Here is a 12,836-nt window from a genome sequence, read left to right on the forward strand (position 1 = left end):
TAACGATTTCAGTTAATAAAATAGTGTATACACCATAAATTTTCAGACCCTTCCTGGGCCTTAACCACGCTCAACTTCAACGACTTACAATAAAAAGCAAGAAATTTCCTATATAAATCAGATCACAAAGATCATCTTGCCCTGTTGCTATCCGCATTGAGCCTAAGATATATTCGCGCAGAATCACACAAGGAAAGTGTGCTTAAAGCGTGCTTTCCGCGCTTATTTAACAGGAGGTTGTATGAGCAATTCTTATCAAAAAGAAATACCCAAAGCGCGCGTTAACATCAAACTCGACGTTCACACCGGCGGCGCTGCACGCAAAATGGAGCTGCCGCTCAAACTGCTGGTGACCGGCGATTTCAGTAATGGCCAGGAAGATCGCGTGCTGAGCGAACGCGAAAAGGTCAACGTCAATAAAAACAATTTCGACAGCGTACTCGCTGACTTCTCACCATCAGTCCGACTCACCGTGCCGGATACCTTGTCAGCGGATGGCAGTGAACAGGCCATCAATCTGACCTTCAGCAACATCAAAGACTTCGAACCTGAACAGGTCGCTCGTCAGATCCCGCAACTCAAAGCGATGCTCGCGATGCGTAATCTGCTGCGCGATCTCAAATCCAATCTGCTTGATAACGTCACTTTTCGCAAAGAGCTGGAGATCATCCTGAAAGACCCGGCACTGAGTGACGAACTGCGTGCGGAACTTTCTGCGCTTGCCAGCGATAACGGCTGAACCCCTTTTAACGGACTAAATGAGAGACGATGCTGATGTCAGTTCAGAATGAAACCCTGTCTTCCGGTGGTACCACCGTGCTTGAAAACCCTGCAGCGGAAGGGGTGTACGCCTCGCTGTTCGATAAGATTAATCTCCATCCGGTCACCTCACTGAGCGATCTGAATGTCTGGCAAGACAATCAGGCGATGTCAGACGCCACTGCTGACGAGCGCGTCACGGCGGCGATGCAGGTGTTTCTTAATCGCTTAAAAATCAGCGGTGAGAAAGTCGAAAAACTGGATAAAAACCTGCTGGATCACCACATTGCCGAGCTGGATTATCAGATCAGCCGCCAGTTGGATGCGGTGATGCACCATGACGAATTCCAGAAGGTGGAATCGGTGTGGCGTGGATTGAAATCACTGGTGGATAAAACTGATTTCCGTCAGAACGTGAAGTTGGAAGTGCTTGATGTGTCGAAAGAGGATCTGCGTCAGGACTTCGAAGACGCACCGGAAATTATCCAGAGCGGCCTGTACCTGCAGACTTACGTTGCCGAGTACGACACGCCGGGCGGCGAACCGATTGGCGCGGTGATCTCTGCCTATGAATTCGATGCCTCTGCGCAGGATATGGCGCTGCTGCGTAATATCTCGAAAGTTGCTGCATCGGCCCATATGCCGTTTATCGGTTCTGCAGGGCCGGCATTCTTCCTCAAAGAAACCATGGAAGAAGTGGCTGCCATCAAGGACATCGGCAATTACTTTGATCGTGCTGAATACATCAAGTGGAAATCCTTCCGCGACACCGATGATTCACGCTATATCGGCCTGACCATGCCGCGTGTGCTGGGCCGTTTGCCGTACGGACCAGATACCGTGCCGGTGCGCAGTTTTAACTATGTTGAAGAGGTGAAAGGGCCAGATCACGATAAGTATCTCTGGACCAATTCGTCTTTCGCTTTCGCCGCCAACATGGTGAAAAGCTTTATCAACAACGGCTGGTGCGTGCAGATTCGTGGCCCACAGGCGGGTGGTGCGGTGCAGGATCTGCCGATTCACCTCTATGACCTCGGCACCGGTAATCAGGTGAAAATCCCTTCTGAAGTGATGATCCCTGAAACCCGCGAGTTTGAATTTGCGAACCTCGGTTTTATCCCGCTTTCGTACTACAAGAACCGTGATTACGCCTGCTTCTTCTCCGCAAACTCCGCGCAAAAACCGGCGCTGTATGACACCGCAGATGCTACCGCCAACAGTCGCATCAATGCGCGCCTGCCTTACATCTTCCTGCTATCACGCATCGCGCATTATCTGAAGCTGATTCAGCGCGAAAACATCGGCACCACCAAAGATCGCCGCTTGCTGGAACTGGAGCTGAATACCTGGGTGCGTGGATTGGTGACTGAAATGACCGATCCGGGTGATGAGTTGCAGGCTTCACATCCGCTGCGCGATGCCAAAGTGATTGTGGAAGATATCGAAGATAACCCGGGCTTCTTCCGCGTGAAACTCTTCGCAGTGCCGCATTTCCAGGTGGAAGGCATGGACGTCAATCTGTCGCTGGTATCTCAGATGCCAAAAGCGAAAGCGTAAGGCGGCTATCCGGAATGAAAATTTACCGTCCGTTATGGGAAGACGGCGCGTTTCTGACGCCGCAACAGTTCCAGCAGCAGGCTATGTGGGACGCGCATGTGGCAGGTACTGTCGCTGGCATGACGCTGGCACACCCCTGGGGCGTGCTGTGTGCGGAGTTCGATGAGGGCGCGCTGGCGCTGTCAAAACTGAATGCAACGCACATTGCCGTCCGCTTTGCGGATGGCTCACTGGTCGATACCCATCTGGCTGACACACTGCCACCGGTGTGTGAGCTGACTGATGTGATGGATCGGGACAGCGTAGAGGTGGTACTGGCGCTGCCGCTGATCAACGCCAACGGCGGTAATCTGGAAAACGGTGCGGACAGCGAACGTCCGCGCCGCTGGGTCGCCGCCCGGGAGCGCGTGCAGGAGCTGGCCGGTCACGAGCGTACCGAGATTGCGGTACAGCGTTATGCGCTGCGCCTGCGGCTGGCGCATCAGGAAAACGTGGCGTACCTGACTTGTCCGGTTGCCCGTCTGGTGCGCAACGCTCAGGGGCAGTGGATGCGCGACACCACGTTTATTCCCCCCATGTTGTCACTGGCTGCGAGCCCGGCGCTGGTCGCGGCGCTGGGTGATCTGCTTCATCGCCTGCAGGCACGCCGTCAACGTCTGATGCAACTGCGCCGCGAGAGTAACGAACGCATGGCGGATTTTGCCGTGTCCGACGTTTCTCTGTTCTGGCTGCTCAATGCGCTGAACAGCGCGGAGCCGGTGCTGACAGAGTTGTATCAGTCACCGTCGCGGCATCCTGAACTGCTTTATCGTGAGCTGGTGCGCCTTGCGGGCAGTCTGCTGACATTTTCCCTCGAGAACGCGCCGGACGATATCCCGGCCTATCAGCACAACGCGCCAGAGCAGGTTTTCCCGCCGCTTTTCACGTTGCTGGATACGCTGCTGGAGGCAAGCCTGCCTTCTCGCGTTATCGCCATCGACCTGGAAAAACAGGGCGTGCTGTGGAGGGGAAAACTCCACGATGCACGACTGCGCGAAGGTGCGGACTTTTATCTGTCCGTTCGCTCTTCCCTGCCGAATCACGAGCTTCAGGCACGCTTCCCGCTGTTGTGTAAAGCCGGCAGCCAGGACGATGTTTCTGAGGTGGTGAATATTGCGCTGAGCGGTATGGTCATCCGCCCGCTGCCACATGTTCCTGCGGCCATCCCGTTACGCCTGGAAAATCAGTATTTCGCGCTGGATCTCTCAACGGATGCGGCTCGGGCAATGCTGGCCTCCGGCGGCTGTACCTTCTACACGCCGGAATCGCTCGGTGAGCTGAAACTGGAACTCTACGCGGTGCTGCGCTCATGAATAATCCCAACAAACTGACAGAGCGTCTTTTTTTTCAGGGCTGGCTGATGGTCAGCCAGCTGCGCTGCGGACAGCAAATTGAAAACGGCGACGCGCTATACCGACGCGCGGCGGGCTGGGTGAAATCAGCCCGCGAGGCGCTGACTGAGGCCGGGTTCAGCGAGGCCAGCCGTGACCACATGCTTTATGCCTTCTGCGTGCTGCTGGATGAGGCAGTGCTAAACAGAGGGAGTCAGGACGATGGCTGGCTGCGCTGGACCCGTGATCCGTTGCAGGTGCGCTTCTTTGGTTCACTGAACGGCGGTGAAGCGCTCTGGGATCGTATCCGCACCGTGCTGAACGAACCCGCAGCGGACATTACGGTGCTGACCTGCTTTTACCGCACCCTGCAGCTGGGGTTCGTCGGGCATTACCGTGCGCAGGATGACGAACGTCGTGAAGACGTGGTGAGTGCGCTGGCTGCCCGCGTGCCGCCTTTTGCGCTGCCGGAAGATGCGCCGCTGGTGGTACGCCCCGCAGGTCTGCGCAGCGGACGCCGCTTTTACTGGCTGAGCTGGGCGATGGGCGTCGTGCTGCTTGGCGGTCTCTGGTTCGTGCTGGAGTCAACGCTGGCAGAGATGGTGTCGCGCATGGCAGGTGCACAGTAATGGTCCGACCCGATTCACGTCAGGGCCTGCTGCTGCTGGCAGCCGCGCTCGCAATCCTGCTGGTGGTGGGCTTCTGGGGACTGAGCCCGCTGAATACGGTGGCACTCTGTGTGCTGGTGCTGCTGGTGGCCGGTTTTCTTCTGTGGCGTCTGCAGCGTAATGCTACTGATCACCAACAGGACATTGATGCCAGTCTGCCGCCGGAAACTTATTGCGGGCCGGTGATTCTGGTTATCGGGGATACGGCACCGTTGTTTGGTGAACTGAAACACCGGGAGACCCGGCTGGGGTGGTATCTGAACGTGCGCCAGCCTGCTGAACTGCCCGCGCTGGTGGAACGGCTGGCACAGCAGTATCCGGCGCTGCTACCTCAGCTTTCAGTGATGCTGGCAATCATCCCCGGGCAGCACACCTCCGCTGACGTATTGGTTCAGCAGCAGGGTGGATGGCTGAGGGCCGTTTCAGAGTGCCGGGTTGTGCTTAAAGGGTTGCCGCCATTGTGTGCCGTGATATGGGGCTCGTCAGTGGATGAGCGCACGCACTGGTTCAGCTATACGCCAGACCATTCGCAGTTTCAGTTTCATCCGGAAAATGACGCTCGCCTTTCGCTGGCGGAGTGGGTCACCCGGGATCCCCTGCATTTTCATCACGCGCTCAGACTGCAAAGCCTGATGCAATGGTATGCGGGGCAATTCGCGGCTTCGCACACCGCGAGCCCCTGCCAGATCGGCGTTTGCCTGACGCCAGTGCCGTCGCTACCGGGCAACCTGTGGCAGCAGCATGCCGTCGGGCTGACCACGCTGTCGCCTGAAAACTATGCGTCTCCGCCTTCACTGCCATTGCCTGATGTGCTGCTGTCCGTTATGCCGCAGCGACAGGGTATCAGCCGCTGGCTGCTCACGGCGCGTAGGGTCGGGATGATGCTGGGCCTGTTTCTGGCGCTGGCCATGCTTGCTTCCTTTATTCATAACCAGCGCCTTGTGCGCAGCGTGGCCGATCACCTTGCCCTGTGGCGCAGCCTGCCGGAGGACGCAATCGCGGCAAAAATGCTTGCACGCGATGCGCTTATCCATGATCGCTCGCTGCTGGATGCCTGGCAGCGCAGCGGTGAGCCACTGCGGTTCGGAATGGGACTTTATCAGGGCATGCGGCTTAGTGCGCCGGTAAACACAGCCATCCACCGCTGGTCACCCCCGCCTGCGCCTGCTCCCGTGGTTCAGCAGGTAGTGCAGGGCCCACAGACGGTGCGGCTTGACAGCCTGTCGCTGTTTGAATCGGGCAAAGCGGCGCTGAGGGCGGGGTCCGACAAAGTGCTCATCAATGCACTGGTGGGCATCAAAGCCCGACCCGGCTGGCTGATTGTGGTCGCCGGTCACACCGACAGTACCGGCAATCCCCGGCTCAACCAGGCGCTTTCACTACAGCGCGCTGGAGCGGTGCGCGACTGGATGCGCGACACCGGCGACGTGCCCGAGAGCTGCTTCGCAGTACAGGGCTACGGTCAGGATCGTCCGGTTGCAACAAACGAGTCGGCGGAGGGGCGTGCGCTCAACCGCCGGGTCGAAATCAGTCTGGTGCCACAGGCGGACGCCTGCCGCGTGCCGGACGCACACACCCGGTCATCACAGGATGATGGCCATTCTCAGTCTGAAAAGGAGTAACAACATGGCAATTCCAGTTTATCTGTGGCTGAAGGACGACGGCGGCGCGGACATCAAGGGTTCAGTAGACGTGCAGGACCGCGAGGGCAGCATTGAGGTGGTGGCACAGGAGCATAACCTGTACATCCCGACCGACAACAACACCGGCAAGCTGACCGGCACCCGCATTCACACGCCGTTCCTGTTCACCAAGGAAATCGACTCGTCGAGTCCGTACCTCTACAAGGCCGTAACTACCGGTCAGACCCTGAAGTCGGCGGAGTTCAAATGGTATCGCATCAGCGACGCAGGACAGGAAGTCGAGTACTTCAACACCAGGCTTGAGAACGTGAAGGTGGTGAAGGTGAATCCTGTCATGCACGACATCAAAGATCCTTCCAAAGAGAAGCACAACCATCTGGAGATGATTGAGCTGCGCTACGAAAAAATCACCTGGACCTACAAGGACGGCAACATCATTCATTCCGATTCCTGGAACGAACGCGCCACCGCGTAAGCCCGTGCGGACGGTTCGCCGTCCGCTTTTTCAGGCGTGCGCCTGCGCGCGGGTGCACGCCTGAAAAACACACTGATGTGCAGATACTACAGACCTTATGGGCCTCGGTTTACGGCCAGGGGCGGTAGCGTGCCAGCAACGGAGAGAATACCAATGGATCACCAGTCTGCAGCGCTGCTGCGCCGTCTTAACCCCTTCTGCGCCCGCGCGCTGGAGGCCGCCGCCTCACTGTGCCAGACCCGCGCGCACGCGGAAATATTCCCCGAGCACTGGCTGCTGAAGCTGCTGGAGCAGGGTGAGGGCGACATCACGGTGATGGCCAGGCGCTATGAGTGGGACATGGACGGCGTCTGGCAGGGGCTGCTGGACTTTCTCGACGGTCAGCCTCGCCTGGTGCGCAGCCGCCCGGATCTTTCGGCTCGCCTGCACCACCTGCTGAAGGAGGCCTGGCTGGCGGCCTCGGTGGACGGTGAGGAGCGCATCCGAAGCGTACACCTGCTGACCGCCATCATTGGCAACCACTCGCTGACTCGCTGTGACGCACTCTGGCCAATCCTCACGCTGAGCCCGCGCCAGATGACGGCGCTGCGCCCGCTGCTGGACGCGCAGTCGGACGAACGACCCGACGCGCTGCAGCCGAACGAACCTCTGGGGAGCCTGAACGCAGAGGAGGGCGAGCCACCTGCGCTGGCGGGCGCTGCGCCTGCTACCACCGCTGAGGCGCTGTCCCGCTTCACCCGCGACGTTACCGCCGACGCGCGGGGCGGGAAGATTGACCCGGTGTATGGGCGCGATAATGAAATCCGCCAGATGGTGGACATCCTCTCGCGTCGCCGCAAGAACAACCCGATTCTGGTGGGCGAACCAGGCGTGGGCAAAACTGCGCTGGTCGAGGGGCTGGCGCTGCGCATTGCGGAAGGCAACGTGCCAGCCAGCCTGAGCACGGTCAGCGTGCGCACCCTGGATCTTGGCATGTTGCAGGCGGGCGCGGGCGTGAAGGGTGAGTTTGAGCAGCGCCTGAAGAACATCATTACTGAGGTGCAGCAGGCTGAGCAGCCGGTGCTGCTGTTCATCGACGAGGCCCACACCATCATCGGCGCGGGCAATCAGGCAGGCGGCGCGGATGCAGCTAACCTGCTGAAGCCCGCACTGGCGCGCGGCGAACTGCGCACCATCGCCGCCACGACCTGGAGCGAGTACAAGCAGTACTTCGAGAAGGACGCTGCACTGGAGCGCCGCTTCCAGATGGTGAAAGTCGATGAGCCGGACGACGAGACCGCCTGCCTGATGCTGCGTGGCCTGAAGTCTCGCTACGCGCAGCACCACGGTGTGCACATCACCGACGAAGCCGTGCGCGCCGCCGTCACGCTGTCCCGTCGCTACCTGACCGGACGCCAGCTGCCGGACAAGGCGGTGGACCTGCTCGACACCGCGAGCGCGCGCGTTCGCATGAGCCAGGACACGGTGCCGGAAGCTATCACGCAACTGCGTGCCCGCACGGATGCCCTGAATATTGAGAAGCGCGCTATCCTGGATGATCAAGCGCTGGGGGGCACCGTTCAGGAGGCGCGCATGCATGACATTCTGAAAGAACTGGCCAACGCGGATGAACGTCTCGAACAGCTGGAGCTGAGCTGGGTGGCCGAGCGTGAGCTGACGGAGACGCTGCTTCTCTGCCGGCAGGATGCTTCTCAGCAGGTGCGCCGCTTTGAACTTCAGTCCGCTCTTCATGCGCTGCAGCAGGAGGAGCCGCTGATGGCGCTGGACGTGGACGCACGCACGGTGGCGGGGGTGATTGCCGACTGGACCGGCGTACCGCTCTCTTCCTTAACGAAGGACGAGCAGACGGAGCTGCTGAAGCTGGAAAAGGCACTGGAAGCGCGCGTGGTCGGCCAGCCGGTGGCGTTGAACGCCATTGCACAGCGCCTGCGCGCGTCGAAAACCGGCCTGACCGCCGAGAACGGGCCGCAGGGCGTGTTCCTGCTAGTCGGCACCAGCGGTACGGGTAAAACTGAAACCGCGCTGGCGCTGGCTGATACCCTGTACGGCGGCGAGAAATCGCTGATTACCATCAACCTCTCCGAGTATCAGGAGGCGCACACCGTAAGCCAGCTGAAAGGCTCGCCGCCGGGCTACGTCGGCTACGGGCAGGGCGGTGTGCTGACCGAAGCGGTGCGTAAACGCCCGTACAGCGTGGTACTGCTTGACGAGGTGGAGAAGGCGCACCGCGACGTGATTAACCTGTTCTACCAGGTGTTCGATCGGGGCTTTATGCGCGACGGCGAGGGGCGGGATATTGACTTCCGCAACACCGTTATCCTGATGACCTCTAACCTCGGCAGCGACGCGTTGATGCAGAAACTGGACGAACAGCCGGACGCCAGTGAAGCTGACCTGCAGGAACTGCTGCGCCCGGTTATCCGCGACCATTTCCAGCCCGCGCTGCTGGCGCGCTTCCAGACGGTGATTTACCGCCCACTGGCTGCTGAGGCGATGCGCACCATCGTCGAAATGAAGCTCGGGCAGGTCAGCCAGCGGCTACAGCGCCACTACGGCCTGCGCACGGAGATTTCGGACGCGCTGTACGATGCTCTGACCGCCGCATGCCTGCTGCCAGACACTGGCGCACGCAACGTCGATAACCTGCTCAACCAGCAGATTCTACCGGTGCTTAGTCAGCAGCTTTTGCAGTATCAGGCTACAGCTCACCTCCCGGAGTCGCTCAGTCTTGACTGGAATGAAGAAGACGGTGTGCTGATTGAATTCGGGGGATAAAACGGATGGACAGCGCAAAGGAAATTGCCCGAAAGATGCTGGCTGTTATCAACGCTGATAACGCTGGAATGCTGACAGCGTTTACAAAGGGATTTATTCGGTTGCCCGTTTCACTGGCTTATCTGGGGTATGACTTTATTGATACTGACAGCCGCAGCAGCCGGTTTGACGACAAAATTCGGTTTGCTGAGTTAATCAAAAACGGCATTTCTGGACAGGACGTTCTGCCTCGTGCGATTGAGGTATTTACAGATGAGTTCGCTCACAGAGTCGACAGATATGATGTTCTGAAAGTCATGGGGAACGTATCCGCTACGATCACCGGTGGGGTGACTTTTACATCACTGACAGGTGTCAATCTGGGGCGGGTGCTGCTGAGCAGCATGCTCGGATCCATTATGTCTGGCTTTGCGATATCCGGAGTCCTGGCAATCGGGGCCGAACAGTCCAGGGCGATTTATACCTCACTCGCGTTAAGACAAAGAAATTTTGAGCGCTGGTATAAGCTTAAAAGCAGGGGCAACCTGGATTTACTCTATTTTATTATCGAGGATGTTGTTGGCCCCTATGAGAAGGCATGCGATATCGCTGACTCTAACCCGGAAGAATTTAAGAAAATATGCAGATATTTCTTTGAGGGATTATGAAAGCCAGACAAACGATGTTATCGATGCTCTCAAGAATTATACAGGGACTGGGAACGGGGCTTTTTATTTCCGGCTCCGGCTTTGCAGTCTGGTTTTTTTTCATTTCCGAGGACCCGTGGCGAGTCGGGTGGGGCGTGCTATCCCTGTGTGAAATCATAGTTGGCTATATGCTTTACAGCTTTGCTATAAAGCGAATATTTGATGATACAACGAACTGGCACAAGTGAAATTGGAGCTGAGGCTATGGCGACAATTTAACTAAGGTATTGTTGGCCAACGCTACCTGTTCAACGGTGTTATTAGTGAATTTGAGTATCCTCCTGATCAGTAGATAATATTTTTAATATTCCGGCATTATTCCCTCTGCACTCAGTGAGGGATATAGCAATACGTCATCACGGAGCGAATGACAATGATCCCGACTGATTTACTACAACGTGCAGCATCGGCAGTTTCCTCCACGCTTAATCGATATTCTCTTTTAATTCCATCCTGCCCGTCTCCGCTTGACGTGGAAAACCTGACGGGAATGGAAGCGCTGAGTGAGAATTACCTTTACAGCGTAATGTTCACCAGCCCGGATAAAGATATCACGCCGGAGCAGATGCTGCGCAAAGCGGTAACGCTGACCATGGGAACCGGCTCACTGCTGGAACTCAAATCACAGAAGATTGTTCACGGCTATATCACAGATTTCCGCCGTCTGACGGGCTCCGCAGACCAGGTCAGCTATCTTGTTATTATTGAACCTCGCTTCTCGCTTCTGGATAAACAATTCCGCTCACACCGTTTCTTTGTGAATAAATCCGTTCCGGAAGTCGTCAGTCAGATACTGGATGAGCATGGTTTTCAGGGGTGGGAATATGAATTCAGCCTGAAGCATGACTACCCCAAAAGAGAGCAGATTAACCAGTATCAGGAGAGTGACCTGAAGTTTATTCAGCGTCTGCTGTCTGAGATCGGCATCTTCTACTACTTCACACTTCAGCCCGATACGCAGACTGAGGTCGTACGGTTTGGTGACGCGCAGAGCGCTTATTCCGATCAGAAATCGCTGCCGCTGAACAGCCCCTCGGGTCTGGAAGACAACGCACAGGAATCCGTCTGGCACCTTAATCTGACCCATAACGTAGTTGAAGCGGGTGTGACAGCAAAGGATTACAACCATCGCGAGGCACAGCGCGTGCTGCGGTCGGTGAAGGCCGATATGACTCGGGGTGATGGTGAGAATATCTCTTACGGGGAGGTTTATCACTATCGTCCCCGGCATCCTTACAGCGGCGATAAGTTTGCTCCGGAGACCGAGACCGCAAACTTTTATGCCCGTCTCGATCATGAACGTTTTCTTGCCCGGCAAACGCTGATATTCGGTATTTGCAACGATGCTTTTATCAGCCCCGGACATGTTTTATCTGTTACCGAAACAGGCATACCCACGCTGCCTGCACAGTTGCAGAGCCCCGTTTTAATCACCCAAATCAATGTCAGTGCGAGCCGACGTTCTGCCTTTCAGGCCACGCTGAATGCCGTGCCTTACAGTGAGACGCTTTGCTGGCGCCCCGCACTGCTTGCTCGTCCTAAAGTCAGCGGCACCATGACGGCTCGTGTAACGAGTGCGAAAGACAACGACATCTATGCCTGGCAGGATGCATCCGGGTTATACCGTGTGGTGTTTGATGCGGACGAGGAGGGTAGAGAGCGAGGCCTGGAAAGCATGCCCGTTCGCCTCGCGAAACCTTACGGCGGAGATATGTACGGCTTCCACTTCCCGCTGATACAGGGGACGGAGGTGGCAATAGCGTTTCGTGAGGGTGACCCGGACCAGCCGTATATTGCTCATGCGCTGCATGATTCTCGTCATGTTGATCACGTCACCGAGAAAAACAGCACCCGCAATGTTATCCGTACGGCAGGGCTGAATAAACTGCGTATGGAGGATAAGCGTGGTGAGGAGCATATCAAGCTCAGCACGGAGTATGGGGGCAAGACGCAGCTGAATCTGGGGCATAACGTGAGTGCATCCCGGGAGTTGCGAGGTGAAGGGGCTGAACTCCGGACCGACAAGCATATTGCGATTCGGGGTGGATCAGGGGTGTTTATCTCCGCAGATAGACAGCCAAAATCCCAGGGCAACATGCTGGATATGAATACTGCAATTGCAGAACTGCAGAGCGCGCTTCAAATGGTCACTGCGCTTGCACAAAGTACTCAAACATCCGGTGCGCTTGAGTCTGATGCTCATTCCCAACAAAAATTAGCGGAAGCGCTTAATCAGTTAAAAGATGCTGGAATTCTGCTTTCTGCACCCGCAGGCATAGCCGCAGCAACGGCGAGCAATATTCAACTCTCTTCAGGCCAAAGCCTGACGGCAACAGCAGGCAAAAATGTCGATATGAGTATTGTGAAACGTTTCACAGTTGCGGCAGGAGAAGCCATCAGTCTTTTTGCGCACCGGATGGGGCTAAAAGTATATGCAGCAAAAGGCGATGTCGACATTCAGGCACAAACCGATGCCATGCGCCTTCAGGCAAACAAAAATTTGGCGGTTAACAGTATCAGCGGAGAAATAATCCTCAATGCCAGCCGGGGAATTACCCTGACCAGCAAAGGTGGCGCCTATATAAAAATTAAAGACGGATCCGTAGAAATAGGTGCCCCTTCGAGGATATCTCTTAAAAGTGGAGATATTGCGTGGGGTGGTAATGCCTCACTGGAGACTGCACTTTCAGCTGTTGCCGTAAGCGACCCGCAGTTTACGAACACAATGAATGGTCGATTCCGTGTTCTGGATCAGGCCACACAACAGCCTAAAGCCTATATACCTTACCGAATTGAAAGCGCAGACGGACAAATCCTGCGTGGCGTGACGGACGAGCAGGGATATACGCAAGCGCACTATGGCCTGAACGAGGCCGCGATATCACTGCATTACGAATAAAGGG

At 56.7% G+C, this 12,836-nt stretch carries 9 protein-coding genes; all 9 read left to right on the forward strand.

Annotation, left to right across the window (positions count from 1 at the left end; translation table 11 throughout):
- Positions 1-241 precede the first annotated feature (241 nt).
- The 9 genes from tssB to F3J37_RS06190 all read left to right on the forward strand — a co-directional run bounded on the left by tssB (position 242) and on the right by F3J37_RS06190 (position 12,832).
- The gene (tssB, locus tag F3J37_RS06150; protein WP_166932421.1) at positions 242-739 is read left to right on the forward strand and encodes a type VI secretion system contractile sheath small subunit; all 498 of its coding nucleotides are present in this window, start codon (positions 242-244) and stop codon (positions 737-739) included.
- A gap of 29 nt (positions 740-768) precedes the next feature.
- Complete coding sequence (gene tssC, locus F3J37_RS06155; protein ID WP_166932423.1) at positions 769-2,316, forward strand: type VI secretion system contractile sheath large subunit; 1,548 nt, start codon at positions 769-771, stop codon at positions 2,314-2,316.
- Positions 2,317-2,330: 14 nt separating this feature from the next.
- Entirely contained in the window at positions 2,331-3,668 is a 1,338-nt protein-coding gene (tssK, locus tag F3J37_RS06160) for a type VI secretion system baseplate subunit TssK (protein WP_166932425.1), read from the forward strand.
- Positions 3,665-4,315: a type VI secretion system protein TssL, short form gene (tssL, locus tag F3J37_RS06165; protein WP_166932427.1), complete on the forward strand. Its 651-nt coding sequence runs from the start codon at positions 3,665-3,667 to the stop codon at positions 4,313-4,315. The genes tssK and tssL overlap by 4 nt, the downstream gene beginning before the upstream one ends.
- Positions 4,315-5,976 (forward strand): OmpA family protein, encoded by a 1,662-nt coding sequence (locus F3J37_RS06170; protein ID WP_205298881.1) that lies wholly within the window; start codon positions 4,315-4,317, stop codon positions 5,974-5,976. Before tssL ends, F3J37_RS06170 begins: the two co-directional genes overlap by 1 nt.
- A gap of 4 nt (positions 5,977-5,980) precedes the next feature.
- Entirely contained in the window at positions 5,981-6,472 is a 492-nt protein-coding gene (gene hcp / locus F3J37_RS06175; protein ID WP_058960474.1) for a type VI secretion system effector Hcp, read from the forward strand.
- Between the two features lie 153 nt (positions 6,473-6,625).
- Positions 6,626-9,247, forward strand: a complete 2,622-nt coding sequence (gene tssH, locus F3J37_RS06180) for a type VI secretion system ATPase TssH (RefSeq protein WP_166932429.1) — start codon at positions 6,626-6,628, stop codon at positions 9,245-9,247.
- A gap of 5 nt (positions 9,248-9,252) precedes the next feature.
- A complete protein-coding gene (locus F3J37_RS06185; protein WP_166932430.1) occupies positions 9,253-9,894 on the forward strand; it encodes an Ssp6 family T6SS pore-forming effector in 642 nt (213 codons plus the stop codon).
- 412 nt (positions 9,895-10,306) lie between these two features.
- Entirely contained in the window at positions 10,307-12,832 is a 2,526-nt protein-coding gene (locus tag F3J37_RS06190; RefSeq protein ID WP_166932432.1) for a type VI secretion system Vgr family protein, read from the forward strand.
- Positions 12,833-12,836: the final 4 nt, after the last annotated feature.

The organism is Candidatus Pantoea communis, assembly GCF_011752685.1.
Lineage (GTDB): Bacteria > Pseudomonadota > Gammaproteobacteria > Enterobacterales > Enterobacteriaceae > Pantoea > Pantoea communis.

Coding starts and splice junctions, on each gene's coding strand:
- tssB (WP_166932421.1), top strand. CDS start 242: ATGAGCAATTCTTATCAAAAAGAAATACCCAAAGCGCGCGTTAACATC.
- tssC (WP_166932423.1), top strand. CDS start 769: ATGCTGATGTCAGTTCAGAATGAAACCCTGTCTTCCGGTGGTACCACC.
- tssK (WP_166932425.1), top strand. CDS start 2,331: ATGAAAATTTACCGTCCGTTATGGGAAGACGGCGCGTTTCTGACGCCG.
- tssL (WP_166932427.1), top strand. CDS start 3,665: ATGAATAATCCCAACAAACTGACAGAGCGTCTTTTTTTTCAGGGCTGG.
- F3J37_RS06170 (WP_205298881.1), top strand. CDS start 4,315: ATGGTCCGACCCGATTCACGTCAGGGCCTGCTGCTGCTGGCAGCCGCG.
- hcp (WP_058960474.1), top strand. CDS start 5,981: ATGGCAATTCCAGTTTATCTGTGGCTGAAGGACGACGGCGGCGCGGAC.
- tssH (WP_166932429.1), top strand. CDS start 6,626: ATGGATCACCAGTCTGCAGCGCTGCTGCGCCGTCTTAACCCCTTCTGC.
- F3J37_RS06185 (WP_166932430.1), top strand. CDS start 9,253: ATGGACAGCGCAAAGGAAATTGCCCGAAAGATGCTGGCTGTTATCAAC.
- F3J37_RS06190 (WP_166932432.1), top strand. CDS start 10,307: ATGATCCCGACTGATTTACTACAACGTGCAGCATCGGCAGTTTCCTCC.